This is a genomic window from Chryseobacterium sp. OV279 (assembly GCF_900128945.1).
GTDB lineage: Bacteria > Bacteroidota > Bacteroidia > Flavobacteriales > Weeksellaceae > Chryseobacterium.
Map to the genome: position 1 here is coordinate 63766 of NZ_FQUD01000006.1, position 15979 is coordinate 79744.

At 38.1% G+C, this 15979-nt stretch carries 16 protein-coding genes; 10 read left to right on the forward strand and 6 right to left on the reverse strand.

Annotated features, from left to right (window positions below; genetic code table 11):
* Positions 1-15: 15 nt before the first annotated feature.
* Complete coding sequence (locus tag BUA72_RS24765) at positions 16-1704, reverse strand: M23 family metallopeptidase (RefSeq protein WP_072925517.1); 1689 nt, start codon at positions 1702-1704, stop codon at positions 16-18.
* A gap of 624 nt (positions 1705-2328) precedes the next feature.
* Between BUA72_RS24765 and ileS the strand changes: the two genes are divergently transcribed.
* From ileS to BUA72_RS23000, 8 genes are all read left to right on the forward strand, one after another.
* The gene (gene ileS, locus BUA72_RS22965; protein ID WP_072925520.1) at positions 2329-5718 is read left to right on the forward strand and encodes an isoleucine--tRNA ligase; all 3390 of its coding nucleotides are present in this window, start codon (positions 2329-2331) and stop codon (positions 5716-5718) included.
* A 59-nt stretch (positions 5719-5777) separates the two neighbouring features.
* The gene (locus BUA72_RS22970) at positions 5778-6158 is read left to right on the forward strand and encodes a TraR/DksA family transcriptional regulator (protein WP_034726982.1); all 381 of its coding nucleotides are present in this window, start codon (positions 5778-5780) and stop codon (positions 6156-6158) included.
* Between the two features lie 81 nt (positions 6159-6239).
* Entirely contained in the window at positions 6240-6485 is a 246-nt protein-coding gene (locus tag BUA72_RS22975; RefSeq protein ID WP_072925522.1) for a DUF6576 domain-containing protein, read from the forward strand.
* 20 nt (positions 6486-6505) lie between these two features.
* Positions 6506-6691 (forward strand): DUF2683 family protein, encoded by a 186-nt coding sequence (locus BUA72_RS22980; protein ID WP_047452684.1) that lies wholly within the window; start codon positions 6506-6508, stop codon positions 6689-6691.
* The gene (locus tag BUA72_RS22985; RefSeq protein WP_047452685.1) at positions 6691-7329 is read left to right on the forward strand and encodes a lipoprotein signal peptidase; all 639 of its coding nucleotides are present in this window, start codon (positions 6691-6693) and stop codon (positions 7327-7329) included. Before BUA72_RS22980 ends, BUA72_RS22985 begins: the two co-directional genes overlap by 1 nt.
* Positions 7330-7344: 15 nt before the next feature.
* Positions 7345-7989 carry a SanA/YdcF family protein gene (locus tag BUA72_RS22990; protein WP_072925524.1) on the forward strand — a complete coding sequence of 215 codons (645 nt, stop codon included), beginning with the start codon at positions 7345-7347 and terminating at the stop codon, positions 7987-7989.
* A 30-nt stretch (positions 7990-8019) separates the two neighbouring features.
* Entirely contained in the window at positions 8020-9186 is a 1167-nt protein-coding gene (locus tag BUA72_RS22995) for a hypothetical protein (protein WP_072925526.1), read from the forward strand.
* A gap of 2 nt (positions 9187-9188) precedes the next feature.
* Complete coding sequence (locus tag BUA72_RS23000) at positions 9189-9734, forward strand: hypothetical protein (protein ID WP_072925529.1); 546 nt, start codon at positions 9189-9191, stop codon at positions 9732-9734.
* A gap of 3 nt (positions 9735-9737) precedes the next feature.
* Here BUA72_RS23000 and BUA72_RS23005 read toward each other — a convergent pair whose 3' ends face one another.
* Complete coding sequence (locus BUA72_RS23005; RefSeq protein ID WP_072925531.1) at positions 9738-11090, reverse strand: hypothetical protein; 1353 nt, start codon at positions 11088-11090, stop codon at positions 9738-9740.
* Positions 11091-11228: 138 nt separating this feature from the next.
* Between BUA72_RS23005 and trpS the strand changes: the two genes are divergently transcribed.
* Positions 11229-12197 carry a tryptophan--tRNA ligase gene (gene trpS, locus BUA72_RS23010; protein ID WP_072925534.1) on the forward strand — a complete coding sequence of 323 codons (969 nt, stop codon included), beginning with the start codon at positions 11229-11231 and terminating at the stop codon, positions 12195-12197.
* Between the two features lie 69 nt (positions 12198-12266).
* Positions 12267-12629 (forward strand): hypothetical protein, encoded by a 363-nt coding sequence (locus BUA72_RS23015; RefSeq protein WP_072925537.1) that lies wholly within the window; start codon positions 12267-12269, stop codon positions 12627-12629.
* Between the two features lie 184 nt (positions 12630-12813).
* Here BUA72_RS23015 and BUA72_RS23020 read toward each other — a convergent pair whose 3' ends face one another.
* The 4 genes from BUA72_RS23020 to BUA72_RS23035 form a co-directional block, all read right to left on the reverse strand.
* On the reverse strand, positions 12814-14097 hold the full coding sequence (locus BUA72_RS23020; protein WP_047452692.1) for a sensor histidine kinase: 1284 nt from the start codon (positions 14095-14097) through the stop codon (positions 12814-12816).
* On the reverse strand, positions 14097-14768 hold the full coding sequence (locus tag BUA72_RS23025) for a response regulator transcription factor (protein WP_047452693.1): 672 nt from the start codon (positions 14766-14768) through the stop codon (positions 14097-14099). Before BUA72_RS23025 ends, BUA72_RS23020 begins: the two co-directional genes overlap by 1 nt.
* Positions 14769-14888: 120 nt before the next feature.
* Entirely contained in the window at positions 14889-15098 is a 210-nt protein-coding gene (locus BUA72_RS23030) for a hypothetical protein (protein WP_072925538.1), read from the reverse strand.
* A gap of 225 nt (positions 15099-15323) precedes the next feature.
* The gene (locus BUA72_RS23035; protein WP_034726969.1) at positions 15324-15773 is read right to left on the reverse strand and encodes a PepSY-like domain-containing protein; all 450 of its coding nucleotides are present in this window, start codon (positions 15771-15773) and stop codon (positions 15324-15326) included.
* Positions 15774-15979 lie beyond the last annotated feature (206 nt).

Here is a 15979-nt window from a genome sequence, read left to right on the forward strand (position 1 = left end):
AACTGCTTCATCATTTTAACGCTGAAAGGTGAAAGTTTGTGTATTTGTGCTCCCAGCGGTATTGGTTGTGGTGACTTTTAAAGTATGTAAACCTGAACTTTTAGGAAATTTTTCATCAAAAACATAGAAAAAATCATCTTTTACACGGGCAAAACGAAGCCATTTCCCATCCAGCTCTGCACGGAAAGATATGATGTCTCCAATTTTAGTTTTTCCGCTTAACTTCAAAAAGCTGCTGTTTATAAGGGCTCCGTCTTTCCAACCCGGAGAGACAGACGGTAAACTTTGATCCAATAGCAATGTGGCTGTTCCCAATCTGTTGAACTGTGTTTCCATTCTATCACCGTCCCACTTTCCTTTGATCACCTTTGTATCGCTTCCATAATCAAAAAGAACAACTGTCTTTCCTTTTTCTTCACCCGTTAATTTTCTGTTGGGTTTTATTTTTAAGGTGTAATCATCATGCACCGGAATGTAGGGAGATTGCAGAACAATTGTATTTGAGACTCCATCTGCATTGGTAGCCTGCTTTTCAGACATTTGAAAATTCACGGCATCATACACTGCATTTTTACTGAAACTGATCTCAGCGTTTTCACTCGCAATCGTTTTCCCTTGGTTGGGCGATACTGTTTTTCCCGTTTGCGGAATTGCTTCTGAATTTTTATTTAACCGCACTTTTGTTTTCAGACGGCTTGTATTTCCATTGACATCTTTTAAAATAATTTCAATATCGTGAATGTCTTCGTCCTGAAGCGTGATCACACCATTTAAATCCGGCTGGCTATAATTTGTCAGTTTCATACCCGGTAAAGAAGATAAGTGCTGAATGCTTATTTTATCTTTTGCAAACCTGGTATAATCGATACATCCATTGATATAACGGGTATCATCATAACTCACCTGATCAATGGAAAAGCTGTAAATCAGGCGGTCATCCATTAATAATTCTGCATGATAAATTCCAAGATTAAATCCCTGATTGGCTTTATCTACTGCTTTTATTGCAAAGCTTATCGTTGGTGAACTTACCTGCACTACGTCAGTTGTGTATGTACCGCCGGCTTTTTTCACAGCAATTCCGTTGGCACCGGGTTCATAGGTACTGAAACGTCGGTCATACCAATAAAGTCCGCTGATAATCGGTGCTATACCATCCGGAATATTAAATCCGAAAAGCAAAGGATTGATGCATTCTTCCGTTTTTGTATCTCTGATTTCAAAATGCAGATGCGGGCCGGCTGAACCTCCGGTATTTCCGCTCAAAGCAATGAGTTGTCCTTTGGTTACAGGAAACTGCCCGGGAGAAAATGTGATATCCTGCTCCCATTTTTCGTCTTTATACTGTCTTTCTTTTACAAATTCATCCAGTTTGTCATAATACTTATTCAAATGGGCATACAAAGTAGTATACCCGTTCGGATGGGTAATATAAACCGCATTCCCAAAGCCATATCTTTCTACTTTTATTCTGCTCACATAACCATCTGCCGCCGCAACAACGGATAGGTTTTCCTGGCTGTTGGTCCGTAAATCCAGTCCCATGTGAAAATGATTGGAACGGACCGCTCCGAAGTTGGCCGCCAGCTGCATGGGAATATTGAGTGGATTCCGGAAATAATTTTGCGGATAGTTTTTCTGAGCCGATAGAATAATCGTACTGATGAAACAAACAATGAATACAATTTTAGAAAGGACTTTCATGCAGTGGTTGGGTTTGGGGGTTACTTAAATTTACAAAATTTTAAATTATACTACATAGGGTTCTTATTATTTTTTGTTCGCCTTTATGAGGAATGATTTTATTTTAACCACGGATAGCACGGATTTACACGAATGACTGTGTGAAGAACGGGTTGCTTTTATAAACTGAATATTTTTTTGGTTAAAATTTGGCTAAAGCCTGAGGATGGAGCATTTATTTTTTAAGCGGGCTGAAGCCCGCTCCTATTGAATATGATACTCCAATACCATGTAGATTACTACAGATAAAAAATTCAATATCCTGTAAAAGCTGTGAACTTTTTTATTAACCACTGATTACACAGATGGACACTGATGATCGTGTAAATTCTTTTACTGTTTAGGCTTTATTAAGTGAGCCCAAGGCCGTCATTATTCCTGAAAAATGATTAAAAAAATGTTATAAAATTCACATGAAAAATTGACGTATTCACCATTCACATTTCACATTTCACCGCTTCCTTTATTTATATTTCTGAAATTGAACTTTTTAATAGATATAAGCTAAATAAAACATATATTATAAACCGACAAAATTTAGTAAATTTGCAGACTTAATTAATCAACGATATTGAGATATTTACAATGAGCCAATTTAAAGAATACAAAAACCTCAACCTTATTGACATAGCCGAGAATGTATCGGAGTTTTGGAAACAGAATAAAACGTTCAGTAAAAGTGTTGAGATTCGCGAGGGTAATGCCGAGTTTGTTTTTTATGAAGGTCCGCCTTCAGCAAACGGTATGCCCGGAATTCACCACGTTATGGCCAGAGCATTAAAGGATATTTTTTGTCGTTACCAGACTCAGAACGGGAAACAGGTTTTCCGTAAAGCGGGCTGGGATACACATGGACTTCCTGTAGAACTGGGCGTAGAAAAAGAATTAGGAATTACTAAAGAGGATATTGGCAAAAAAATCTCTATTGAAGACTACAATAAAGCTTGTCGTGAAGCAGTAATGCGATATACAGACGTATGGAACAGCCTTACGGAAAAAATCGGATACTGGGTAGATCTTGAAGATCCGTACATCACGTATAAGTCAAAATATATGGAGACGGTTTGGTGGTTGCTGAAGCAGTTGTATAATAAAGAATTATTGTACAAAGGCTACACGATCCAGCCTTATTCTCCGAAAGCAGGAACAGGACTTTCTTCTGCGGAATTAAATATGCCGGGAACTTATCACGATGTTTCTGATACTACCGTTGTAGCTCAGTTCAAAGTAAAGAAAGAATCTTCCGAATTATTTAGTGATGTGGAAGGAGAGGTAAGCATTCTTGCCTGGACGACCACTCCATGGACCTTACCATCCAACACAGCATTGGCTGTAGGTAGAGATATTGAATATGTTTTGGTTAAAACATTCAACCAATATACATTTGAACCGATCGCTATTGTTTTATCCAGAGTTCTTTTACCTAAAGTATTCGGTAAGAAATATACAGAAGGAACGGATGATGATTTCGCTGGTTATACAGCAGAAAGCAAAGTGATTCCTTTCAAAATTGTCAAAGAATTTACAGGAGAAAAGCTTGCCGGAGCTCAATATGAGCAGTTAATCCCTTGGTTTAACCCTAATGATTCCCCTGAAAAAGCTTTCAGAGTGATTTTGGGAGATTTTGTAACCACTGAGGACGGTACCGGTATCGTTCACATCGCGCCTACTTTTGGTGCGGATGATGCAAGAGTGGCCAAAGAAGCCGGCATTCCTCCAATGTTGATCAAAGACGAAAATGATAATCTGGTTCCGCTGGTAGATTTGCAGGGAAGATTTATCAAAGGAGAAAATGTTCCTGAATTATTCTCAGGAAAATATATTAAGAACGAATATTACGATGATGGAACCGCGCCTGAGAAATCATGGGATGTGGAACTTGCCATCGTTCTGAAGACTGAAAATAAAGCCTTCAAAGTAGAGAAATACGTCCACAGTTACCCACACTGCTGGAGAACTGACAAACCGGTATTATACTATCCGCTGGATTCATGGTTTGTAAAAATGACTTCTGTGAAAGACAGATTGGTCGATTTAAATAAAGAAATCAACTGGAAGCCTAAATCTACGGGAGAAGGACGTTTTGCGAACTGGATTGAAAACGTAAACGACTGGAATTTATCCCGTTCAAGATATTGGGGAATTCCGTTACCGATCTGGAGAACTGAAGACCTTAAAGAAGAAAAGATCATCGGATCTGTAGAGGAGTTATACAACGAAATAGAAAAATCTATTGAGGCTGGATTTATGAAAGAGAATCCGTTCAAAGGTTTTGTGATCGGAAATATGTCTGAGCAGAACTATGAACTGGTGGATCTTCATAAAAATGTAGTAGACAAAATAGTTTTAGTTTCAGATTCAGGAAGAGCAATGAAGCGTGAAAGTGACTTGATCGACGTTTGGTTCGATTCAGGTTCGATGCCTTACGCCCAGTTGCATTATCCTTTTGAAAATAAAGAATTAATTGACAACAATAAAGCGTTCCCGGCAGATTTTATCGCAGAAGGCGTTGACCAGACGCGTGGTTGGTTCTACACCCTTCACGCGATCGGAACAGCGGTTTTTGATTCAGTTGCTTATAAAAATGTAATGAGTAACGGTCTTGTTTTGGATAAAAACGGACTGAAAATGTCAAAATCCAAAGGAAATGCAGTAGATCCATTCGAAACCCTTTCTGTATACGGTCCGGATGCTACCAGATGGTATATGATCTCGAATGCGAATCCTTGGGAAAACCTGAAGTTCGACATCGAAGGAATCGACGAAGTAAGAAGAAAGTTCTTCGGAACCCTTTATAATACCTATTCATTCTTTGCGCTATATGCGAATGTGGATGGCTTCAATTATTCTGAAAAAGAAGTGGAAAACCGTCCGGAAATCGACCGATGGATCCTTTCCGAGCTTAATCTTTTAATTAAAGAGGTAAAAGCATTCTACGAAGATTACGAACCAACAAGAGTAGCCAGATCAATCAGCACCTTTGTGAATGATAACCTGAGCAACTGGTACGTAAGACTTTGCAGAAGACGTTTCTGGAAAGGAGAATATTCTGATGATAAAATCTCGGCTTACCAGACTTTATATACGTGTCTTGAAACTGTGGCGAAATTATCTGCGCCTATTGCTCCGTTCTTTATGGATCAGCTGTATCAGGATTTAAATAAGGTAACCGGAAAAGAGAACTGTGAATCTGTGCATTTAACAGATTTCCCAGTAGCGGACGAAAGTCTGATCGATCAGGATCTGGTAGAAAAAACACACCTGGCTCAGAACATCACGAGTATGGTTTTCTCCCTGAGAAAGAAAGAGAACGTGAAAGTTCGCCAGCCGTTACAGAAAGTATTGGTTCCGGTTCTGGATGCTAAAACGGAAGAGCAGATCTTAGCTGTTGCAGACCTGATCAAACAGGAAGTGAACGTGAAAGAATTACAGTTGATTAATGCTGAAGAAGCATCTCATTTAATTATAAAACAAATCAAGCCGAATTTCAAAGCTTTAGGACCTAAATTAGGGAAAGACATGAAAACGGTAGGAGGAGCAATTGCGAATCTTAACACAGAGCAGATTGCCAGTCTTGAAAAAGACGGAAAAGTAGATATTCAGGGGTATGAAATCACCCTTGATGATGTGGAAATCTCTACAAAAGATATCCCGGGATGGACGGTAACTTCCGATGGGAAAACAACTGTGGCATTAGATTTGACGTTAACAGAAGAATTAAAATCTGAAGGTATCGCTAGAGAGTTCATCAACAGAATTCAGAACCTGCGAAAAGAGAAGGACTTTGAACTGACAGACAGGATCAAAATCTCCATTGAAGAAAACTCACCTTTCATTGAAGATGTTAAGGAAAATGAGGAATATATTTCTTCAGAGGTCTTGTCAAATAAAATAGAAATTGTATCTTCACTTTCAAATTTTAACGAAATCGAAATAGATGAGGTTAGTTTTAAGATAAATGTCGAAAAAAATTAACATATAGTTATTGTATTTCAAATTCCATTTCATAATTTTATTAAAAAAGAGAAAAGAATATGTCAGACGAAAGAGTTAGATACAGCGATGCTGATTTACAGGAATTTAAGGCTATTATAAAAGAAAAAATAGAAAAAGCAGAAAGAGATCTTCAGCTGATCAGAGAAAGTTTCATCAACGACCAGAATAATGGTACGGATGATACGTCTCCTACCTTCAAAGCTTTTGAAGAAGGAGCAGAAACACTGAGCAAGGAGCAGAACTCTATATTGGCAGGGCGCCAGGAAAAATTCGTACGTGATCTTAAGAATGCTTTGATCCGTATCGAAAATAAAACCTACGGTGTATGCAGAGTGACAGGAAAGCTGATTCCTAAGGAAAGACTTTTAGCCGTTCCACATGCTACGCTGAGCATTGAAGCGAAAAATATGCAAAAATAAACCGTCAAGGTTTGTAAAAATAATATTGGGTTTATATTGTATTCGCGGATACTTTATAAACCTAATTTTTAATGTATACCCATGAACGGAGTATTAATTTTAGGCATCATCGTGGCCGCAGTTTTGCTGTTTGTAAACAGGGCCTGGATCAAAAACAGATTCTTCCCCGAGCAACATAAGAACTACACCATCGATGATCAGTTTAATTCTGATAAACGCGAAAGGGAAAAAGAAATCGACAGACTTTTGAGTAAGATGGGCAAAAACGGGATCAGTGACCTGTCTGCAAAAGACCGGAAAAGACTCGATGAATTGTCCAAAATGTAACAATTAAAACAGAAAAGAAAATGGAATCTATCATAGTACATCCTAAAAATCCTATGGAAATGAGTGCACTGAAAAGTGTTTTAAAAGATATGAATATCAGATATGAGCGTACTCAGACCAAAAATACGTTCCATACGGAAAAGGTGGCGAAGAAAATTTTCGATAAGAAAAACACGGAAAAACCTTCTAAACCAAAAGGAGAATAATGAAAAAGATCTTAGCTATAACATTTTTAGTATTGTTAATTGATCAGGCTTCAAAAATTTACATCAAAACCCATTTCAATCTGGATGACAGCGTGACTGTTCTTCCGGGCTTTAAACTGACTTTCGTAGAGAATCCGGGAATGGCTTACGGGCTTCATTTCGGAGGAATCATCGGGAAATATTTCCTGGTAATCCTGAGACTTTTCTTAATCGGAGGAATGGTTTATATGTTTAAGAAATGGCTGAAACAAGGGGCTTCCAATTATCTTCTGATTCCAATGGCTATTATTTTCGCAGGTGCTATCGGAAATATCATTGACGGTATGTTCTATGGACTGATCTTCGACAGCGGAACCGTGTACGACCAAAGCATCGACCGATGGATCGGATACGGCGGCGTTTCCAAGTTTGTTCCCATAGGACAGGGCTATTCTTCCTTTATGAAAGGCTGCGTGGTAGACATGCTTCACTTTCCTTTGGTAGACTGGTATGTTCCTGAAAATATCCCTTTGATCGGAGGTAAACATCTTGAATTCTTCAAATATATTTTCAATGTGGCCGATTCTGCCATTACGGTAGGCGCTGCCTTCTTATTAATATTCAGAAAAAAAGCTTTCCCGAACGGACTTGAGTTTTAAAAAACAGTATTCCGGATGAAAAAAGTAATTAAAAATATTTTTAAAATATTCCTGCTGCTGCTTGCGGCGGGAATTATTTTTATAGCCTGGGCTAACTACAGCATTAGAAAAGAAAGCAGTGCTTTTGTTTCTTACCGCATTGCCGATGTTCCTGAAACCAAAACCGCTTTACTGCTGGGAACCGGAAAAACATTAAGCAACGGAATGCCCAACGCCTATTTCTACAACAGGATTCAGGCCGCCATTGATCTGTACAAAAGCGGAAAGATCAAATACATCATCGTAAGCGGAGACAACAGCACCAAGGATTATAATGAACCGGAAGATATGCAGCTCACTTTGATGCAATACGGGATTCCAAAAGACAAAATTGTGATGGATCATGCTGGATTCCGAACGCTGGATTCTGTGGTAAGAGCCAAAGAAATTTTCGGACAGAATAAACTGGTGATCATTTCGCAGAAATTTCACAATGAGCGAGCAGTCTTTCTTGCAAAGGAAAACGGAATGGAAGCTTTCGGGTTCAATGCGGCAGATGTGAACAAATATGCAGGTTTAAAAACCAACCTGAGAGAATACCTTGCGAAAGCAAAAGTGTACTGGGACCTGCTTTTTGGCGTGCAGCCTAAATTCGGAGGAGAAAAGATTGAAATAAAATAATTTTCTTACTTTAAAGTCCTAAATTAGGCTATGTTAAAAATTTATTCTACATTCCTTTTATTCGGACTTTTGTTTCTGCTTTCGTGTAAGAAAGAAGCGGTAAAAGATGACGGATATACAGATCCTGCATTGGGAATTCCTCAGACCCAGATAGATTCTATCCGAAAGGCTGAAGATCAGAAACAGGTTCTGCTGAAGAAAGTCTCTTATCAGACCGATTCTGCCAGCTCCGTTGAGATCATGCTTCCCGTCAGTAATTATGTAAAAGAATATTCATTTTCTCCGGGCATCAATCTTACCGATCCTCAAAAGACCACAGAAACAAACGATGAAACTACGTATACTCAAGGATTGAATATACAGAATGATTTTTCTGACAGCAGCTCTGATGAAGTGGTACTGATTGGACAATCCAATAACCCGGATGTATTTCCTGTTTCTGATATCAAAGAATTTAACGAGACGGAAAAAATTCTCTCTGAAGATAAAAATTCTTTGCTCTACATCGATGCTTTCGGACACAAAAAACTGTATTACAGACAATACGTTCCGGCTACCAAAACCTATTATCTCTATATCGCAGAAGTTCCTAAGTACAACAGTGAAAAGCTTCAGTACGCTGCCCTGTATTCAATATACAGCAAAGCAAAGCATCTGCTCTCATTTGATAAAGAAGCCCTGCCGGAAAACTTAACATGGGAAAAGGTAAAGCCGAGTATTTCTGAAGTAGAACTGAAAAATTATAATATTTATTACAATTCCCTTCAAAAAGAACTTAAATATTTCCTGAAAAATAATGACAGCACGGAGATCAGAAAGGATCATTTTGACCTTTATCTGTACAGTGACAATGCTCATACCCAAAAAGCAATGGATCAGACAACTCTTATCGCTGATTCCAACTTCTCGGGGCATTTTGAAGACCTTCCGTTTGAAAATCATTTGATTTCCGGATATTTCAGTGGAAAGTTCAGCAAAGATGATCTGTTTGCGTTTGTACGAAGACTCAGCAACAACAGCATTCTGGTAAGTGCAAAGAATGATAGCGGCTATGTGAATGATACGACGGAGTATTTTATCATCAGCTCCATCAAGACACCAAAAGGACAGTTTTATCTGATCAGCAGTACCAATAAAGATGGTAATGACATGACTGCTTTAATGAATGATTACTTCAGTAAACATTTAAAAATCTAATTATGAAGCCACTATACCTTATTATATTATGTTCTCTGTTTACTTTTTCCTGCAATCCTGTAGGTGAAAAAATAACGGAAGAAACACCCGCAGACATGCAGCTGGTTAACACCATTGACGGTCTGGATCTGAAAAAAGGTGACGTAATTGTTGTCTGGAGCAAGCTGGAAGCCTCTTTCGTAAAAAACGGACTGTTACCATCTTTTGATTTTATCTACAACCTAAGCCTGAACGGAAATACCGTAGCCAATTCTTCCGTTGCTATGTTCAGTGATAAAAAGCACATTATCAATTCTACTTATACCCAACAAAAGGAAGAGGAAGAACAGCCAATGACGGTACAGACTTCCGGATACAGCGATGATTCCGACACGACCCACGTGGAAAAACAGAAGGAAGTAAGCGCTTCATGGGAATTCGAGCAGAAAGTCATTGAAATTCCGATAGAAAAAGACGGCAAATATACACTCGACTATAAAGTAAAACCGAAGGATGCTGAAAGCAACAGCATGTTCAACAAAGCTGCTATTATTATCAGAAAGAAATAGGTCTTATTTTTTGGTATTCAAAGCCTGGTAAGCGATATAGTAAATCCCATAAAACACAATAACTGTAAGCACAAGTGCAATGGAGAAGGTATGTTTAAAAAGATCTAACACATAATCCTTGAACACAAACTCCTGATCATAAACGCCGTTATAAAAAGGAAACACTTTAATCACGGTCACCACCGCTCCCAAAACAACAGGGAAAAGCCACGTGAATTTCTTGATATATGCCACGATCCAAAAAGCAGCGATATAGATGATACACATCAGAATATCATCCACTTTCTTTTCCATCAATCCATTTCTGAACTGGAATATAATCAGAAGGGAAATAATACCCAAATGTATTTTTTTAGCCTTTTCTATATTGGAAGGAGCAAGAAATTTAATTTTATCATCAAACCTGATCATTAAAAGCGAGACAATATTGATCAGCGGAACCCAGATCGAAGCCCCTACTGCTCCGTAATATTTTTGTTTAAATACGCTTCTTTCTTTAAGCAGCTGTCCTGTAAATCTCGTGCAGATTACAAAAAACACGACAATCACCACCATATTCATCCATCCGATAAGGGTAAGATCTTTTCCGAAAAAGTCCAATTCCATAGATAATGCACTTTCCAGAAGACCTCCGAATGAAAATATAATACAGCTGATCACAATAAGCATGGCAGGAACAAAATACTTATTGGCAGTTTGTAATGCTTCCTTTGATAATGTATAAAAGCTTTCGCGGTTGGCAAGACAGGCCGTCAAAAAGAAAAATGCCCCAAGATAAGCCACATTTTTTATACTGGTAAGGGTATAATAAACGAAATTGACTATGAATTCCGTTGTTTTGGAGTCATAAGAAGCAGATCCGATCAGCTTTTCAATCAGGCCGAGATCTGTATTGTATAGAATAAAAAGTCCAAGATTTAACAGAAAAAGCTTAAGTAACGGTTGTTTAATATTCATCTCCTCTTCTACCAGATATCGCTTTGAAACTACAAAAACGGTAACAAACTGTATGATCAGATAGGTCCATTTTCTCAGCGTATCAGAGTTGATAGTCTCTTCAAACGGGACATAATAATCTACCATATTCCGGATGCCTTTCATGCAGAAGAACAGGATAATAAAAAAAGGAAGGATGATCAATACGGACTTCCAGCGTTTGTTGACCAGGAAATACCAGAGGAAAAACAGACTGCTTAAGGTATAGGAAAGATAATCCAGGATTTTAGACAGGGTGTTATCCGTTTCGGGATAAAAATAATTGCCTGCAAAATCCAATACAACGAAGATCAGTAATAAGATCCACAAGCTTTTAAGGGCATTAAAGAGCTTTGGAGACAAAAAATTGTTATTTCCCATATGGAAGAGGTGTTTCTACAAATATAATTTAAAAACTGTTACTGAGCACCTTAAATCATTCCCCATTAAAAAGGATTTGCCAGCCATCGCAATCTTTCCTATTTTTGTTCTTTATTTTAAACTTAATAATTTAAACAAATGTCAAGAATTCTTACCGGCATTCAAGCCACCGGAACACCCCATCTTGGAAATCTCCTTGGGGCGATCATTCCTGCTATTGAACTTTCCAAGCAGGAAGGAAATGAATCATTTTTATTCATTGCGAATCTTCATTCTCTTACCCAGATTAAAGACGCGAAGGAGCTCAAACAAAATACCTACGAGATCGCTGCGGCTTGGCTTGCTTGTGGGCTGGATACAGAAAAAACATATTTTTACAGACAGAGTGATATCCCTGAGACCTGTGAACTTTCTTGGCATTTATCATGTTTTTTTCCTTACCAGAGATTAACCCTTGCCCATTCGTTTAAGGATAAGGCAGACAGACTTCAGGACGTGAACGCCGGACTGTTTACCTACCCTATTCTGATGGCAGCGGATATTTTACTGTATGACGCAGAAATAGTTCCTGTAGGAAAAGACCAGCTTCAGCATCTGGAAATTGCCCGTGATGTAGCCTCAAGGTTCAACAATCAGATGGGAGAAGTTTTTGTACTGCCTCAGTCTGAACTTCAGGAAGACACGAAATATGTTCCCGGAACAGATGGCCGTAAAATGTCTAAATCCATGGGGAATATCATCAACATCTTCTTACCTGAAAAGGAACTGAAAAAGCAGGTGATGAGTATAGAAACCGATTCTAAAGGTCTGGAAGAACCAAAAGACCCTGAAACAGATAAAGTGTTCGCTATCTACGAACTGATCGCCAATCCTGAACAGACAGAAGAATTAAGAGCGAAATACCTAGCTGGGAACTTCGGGTATGGACACGCTAAATTAGAGCTGTTAAACCTGATCTTAACCCGTTTTGCAAAAGAAAGAGAGATGTTCACTTATTATATGAACAATCTGGACGAGCTTGAAGCTAAACTTCAGGAAGGAGCAGCAAAAACAAGAGTGGTTGCTACCGAAACCATTAAAAAAGTAAGAGCAAGTTTAGGAATTTAAAGCCTGTTATTTAAATATAAAAAAGCCTTTCTCACCGAAAGGCTTTTGTTTTTTTGTAATTTTATTGTAATGAAAAATATAGGGTTACTTATTCTTCTTGTTTTGACTTCATGCAAAAAAGAACCTCGTTATATCAATATTAAGGATGAATTGATCTATAAAAATAAAAATGGTTTGTTCTTAAAGCATACGATCATTCTTAAAAGCAGAAATCCTGAAGATTCAGGAAAGGTTACCCGCTTTTTCAACTATGTTCTATACAAAGACCAGGTTTTTGAATTAAAAGATTTCATTGATCTGAAAAGCTTTCACGAAGTTCGGAACAATAATCGGGACAGGTTTATTATAAGTGCCTACGAAGATTCCAGATATCGGTATCTGTTTAAAGATCATCCCGCTTCATCTCCCAATATTTTAATTCAGGAAAAATAAATGACAGTTAGCTTTTCGAAAGAATAAAATAATGCTCTGAATATTTTACACTGATCAGGTATTCCTGCAGGGTTTCCTTTATATTCAATAGGAGCGGGCTGAAGCCCGCTTACAAGATATGCACATCGCAAAAGGCTTTAGCCAAAACTAAGCATCAGGATTTTCTTTAGATTTTTTTCCACAATTAAGCATTGTTTTTCGAAAGAATAAAACAGTGCATTCCATCCTGGAACTCATAGACGATATCCCAACCCGGATATTGTTTTGTTATGGTCCGGATAATAGACAGCCCCAAACCGGTAGAACTGTGGTCTGAACCCTGTTTGTAAAAACGGTTAAAAATCTGTGTTTTGTCCAATGGAACACCACTGCCGTTATTCTGAAAGATCAGCCTGTTGTCTTCTATGATGATGTTCACATCTCCATCCTGGCTGTTATACTTCACTGCATTTTTAAGCAGGTTCGAAAGCAGAATATCCGCCAGATCAGGATTAAAGTCCGCACCAAAGAATCCTTTCTCTATAATGCTGACTTTAACTTTTTTAAACTCAATAAAGTCTTCGTAGCTTTTCACCAGCTCCGCAATCATTTCATTAAAATCTACTTTCGATGTTTTATTAAACTGGCTGTTTTCTATTTTTGAAAGCATCAGGAGGGATTTATTCAGTCCTGCCATTCTTCTCAGATCTCCCTTCACTTCGGTAAGGAAATTCATATTCTTTTTGTCCAGATCATCATTCTGGATCACGAGATCAATTTTATTAATCACAATAGCCAAAGGGGTCTGAAGTTCATGTGATGCATTTTCAATAAACTGTTTCTGCTGGTGAAAGACCAATTCATTACGCTCAATCATTTCCTCTATTTCTACATTCAGCTCTTCAAATTCTTTGATGGAATAATTTTGAGCCTCATTAGAAGCAGAAACCCCGAACTGATATTTTTTAAGCCGGTCAAGAATGGTATAGAAAGGCCGCATCGCTTTATTCAGCAGATAGCCATTGACAGCCAAAATACTTATCACAAGAAGAATATACAACACGATCAAAGCGGTAGTCAGGTCATATACCAATTCATCCTGCTCTACCGTAGAGGTCCGTATTTCAAGTCTCTGGCGTTTTCCGAACTGATCTATAAAATCCGTCTCAAGTACGCGGTAGGGCTGGTCTTTGTCGTCGTACTCCATATAAAACATCTTGTTATAGAGCCGGTTTTTGTCTTTATACTCAGATTCCGAAATCGGTTTGATTTTAAATTCATTAAATCCAAAATCCTTGCTATCCAACAGCTTAGGATCGTGGTAAACCGCTTTAATAATCTGTATCTTTCTGTCTTTCAGTCCGTCATCTACATTATCATACACTTCATCCAGAATATAGGCGTAAAAGAGCGCTGCCCAGACTGCAATGATGAGCAGCAGGATAACGATCATGTATTTGATGGTGTAGTATTTTAACGAAACTTTCATCAGACAAATTTATAACCTATTCCGTAAACAGCCTGGAAATCGGCTTCTGCATTAAGGGTTTTCAGTTTTTTGCGGAGATTTTTAATTTGTGAATAGATAAAATCGAGACTGTCTGCCTGATCTATATAATCTCCCCAGATGGCTTCAGCCAGGGTAGTTTTCTGCAGCGTTTTTTCCGGATGAATCACAAAATAATACAGCAGATCATATTCCTTACGGTTGAGGATCAGCTCTTCATTACCTACTTTTACCGTTCTGTTTTCCGGATCAATGCTGATATTTTTATACGTGATGGTATTTTCTCCATCCTGATTTTTCCTTCTGATGACTGAACGGATTCTTGCCATCAGCTCCGCAAGATGAAAAGGTTTCGCCAGATAATCATCGGCCCCGATTTCCAGTCCGGCGACTTTATCATCAACAGAATCCTTCGCCGACAGAATGATCACGGGATCCTTTTTATGCAGATTCTTGATTTCTCTCAGCAGATCTATTCCGTTTCCGTCCGGCAACATGATATCCAGAAGAATACAATCATATTCATAGGAAATGATCTTTTCAAGCCCGGCATTGTAAGTAAGGGCAAATTCTACAATAAAATGCTCTGCTTCCAGAAAAGTCTGTACAGTGTCTTTCAGTTCCGGCTCATCTTCTACGATTAATATCTTCATGCTGCAGTATTGGCTTATCAAATATATGAAAAATGAAAAGGAAGACGGAAGATAGACGGTTGAACTTATTCCCGGGCAACCAACTTCTATCCTCCGGCTTCACTTTTCCCACTTAATTACTTATCCTGTTTTCACAGCGTGTCCATCTGCATCAAAAGTAAGGCAAAGACCGCTCATCAGGTAGATTTTATAAGCACTGTATTTCTTTTCAATAGCATCCACCACGCTGCATGGATAATTCCTTGTCAGGAAAGAAACAATGTTCTTTCTTATACTTTGGGAAGACTGATTTCCTCCACTGCTGTTTATTATGCTCCAATTAACCATCATATTAAGATTTTAAGGTGTTTATTTAGAGGTAAGGAAGTCAGAAGCTCGAAGAGGGAAGTTATTGAAGTCTAAAGAAGAAATACTGGGTATTTTTATTCATCTTTTTAAAACGAATTAATTACATTTAAAAGGAATTGTTAAGTACTTAATACCCAATAGTAACTTCCATCCTCCAGCTTCCATCTTCCAACCTTCTTATACCGAACTCAGATTATTTAATTTGAATTAATCGTCGATTTTTTTGAAATTCCCGTTTCTGTCAAATTCAAGATCCAGTCCGTTCGAAAGTTCGGCTTTATAAGACCATCTTTCTTTTTCTATCTTAACGATGTAGGTGTTGGGGAAATTTTTAGCTGCGTAATTCCTGATTGATGCAGGAATAAATCCATAAGGCAGTTTCTGATGTTTTCCGTCTACTTCCTTCCAGTTTCCTTTGCTGTCAAATTCTACTTTCGTTCCGTTGGCCAGATATACCTGATATTCGTCAACGCCATAGATTTCTCTGTCTTCAATAGCAGATCCTATCGCAATCCCTTTAAAATGGGTAGAAAGGAAAACTTTAGCCGTTTTAGGAAGTTGGTTGGCGTTAATCGCTTTGTCCTGTGCAAAAATAAATCCGCCTGCCAATAAGAATAAGATAACAAGCGCTCCGGTGATTTTTCTAAAATTTTTCATAATATTAAATTTTTTCTGTCTTTATGATAGAGCAAAGTTCAGAATCAATTTAGGAAAGAATTAGGAAAAATGAAAAGTGGAGAATGAATAGTGAAAAATATTTGAACCATTAAGATTAAGTAAAAGGTTAAGAACATTAAGAAAGCTACTGCTTAATTAGGACGTATCGCCCCTACTAACCATGTCAAGGTTTTGAACCTTGACAT

What these genes read in the sequence shown, in the direction of transcription:
- BUA72_RS24765 (WP_072925517.1), bottom strand. Translation starts at nt 1,704, where the DNA reads ATGAAAGTCCTTTCTAAAATTGTATTCATTGTTTGTTTCATCAGTACG.
- ileS (WP_072925520.1), top strand. Translation starts at nt 2,329, where the DNA reads ATGAGCCAATTTAAAGAATACAAAAACCTCAACCTTATTGACATAGCC.
- BUA72_RS22970 (WP_034726982.1), top strand. Translation starts at nt 5,778, where the DNA reads ATGTCAGACGAAAGAGTTAGATACAGCGATGCTGATTTACAGGAATTT.
- BUA72_RS22975 (WP_072925522.1), top strand. Translation starts at nt 6,240, where the DNA reads ATGAACGGAGTATTAATTTTAGGCATCATCGTGGCCGCAGTTTTGCTG.
- BUA72_RS22980 (WP_047452684.1), top strand. Translation starts at nt 6,506, where the DNA reads ATGGAATCTATCATAGTACATCCTAAAAATCCTATGGAAATGAGTGCA.
- BUA72_RS22985 (WP_047452685.1), top strand. Translation starts at nt 6,691, where the DNA reads ATGAAAAAGATCTTAGCTATAACATTTTTAGTATTGTTAATTGATCAG.
- BUA72_RS22990 (WP_072925524.1), top strand. Translation starts at nt 7,345, where the DNA reads ATGAAAAAAGTAATTAAAAATATTTTTAAAATATTCCTGCTGCTGCTT.
- BUA72_RS22995 (WP_072925526.1), top strand. Translation starts at nt 8,020, where the DNA reads ATGTTAAAAATTTATTCTACATTCCTTTTATTCGGACTTTTGTTTCTG.
- BUA72_RS23000 (WP_072925529.1), top strand. Translation starts at nt 9,189, where the DNA reads ATGAAGCCACTATACCTTATTATATTATGTTCTCTGTTTACTTTTTCC.
- BUA72_RS23005 (WP_072925531.1), bottom strand. Translation starts at nt 11,090, where the DNA reads ATGGGAAATAACAATTTTTTGTCTCCAAAGCTCTTTAATGCCCTTAAA.
- trpS (WP_072925534.1), top strand. Translation starts at nt 11,229, where the DNA reads ATGTCAAGAATTCTTACCGGCATTCAAGCCACCGGAACACCCCATCTT.
- BUA72_RS23015 (WP_072925537.1), top strand. Translation starts at nt 12,267, where the DNA reads ATGAAAAATATAGGGTTACTTATTCTTCTTGTTTTGACTTCATGCAAA.
- BUA72_RS23020 (WP_047452692.1), bottom strand. Translation starts at nt 14,097, where the DNA reads ATGAAAGTTTCGTTAAAATACTACACCATCAAATACATGATCGTTATC.
- BUA72_RS23025 (WP_047452693.1), bottom strand. Translation starts at nt 14,768, where the DNA reads ATGAAGATATTAATCGTAGAAGATGAGCCGGAACTGAAAGACACTGTA.
- BUA72_RS23030 (WP_072925538.1), bottom strand. Translation starts at nt 15,098, where the DNA reads ATGATGGTTAATTGGAGCATAATAAACAGCAGTGGAGGAAATCAGTCT.
- BUA72_RS23035 (WP_034726969.1), bottom strand. Translation starts at nt 15,773, where the DNA reads ATGAAAAATTTTAGAAAAATCACCGGAGCGCTTGTTATCTTATTCTTA.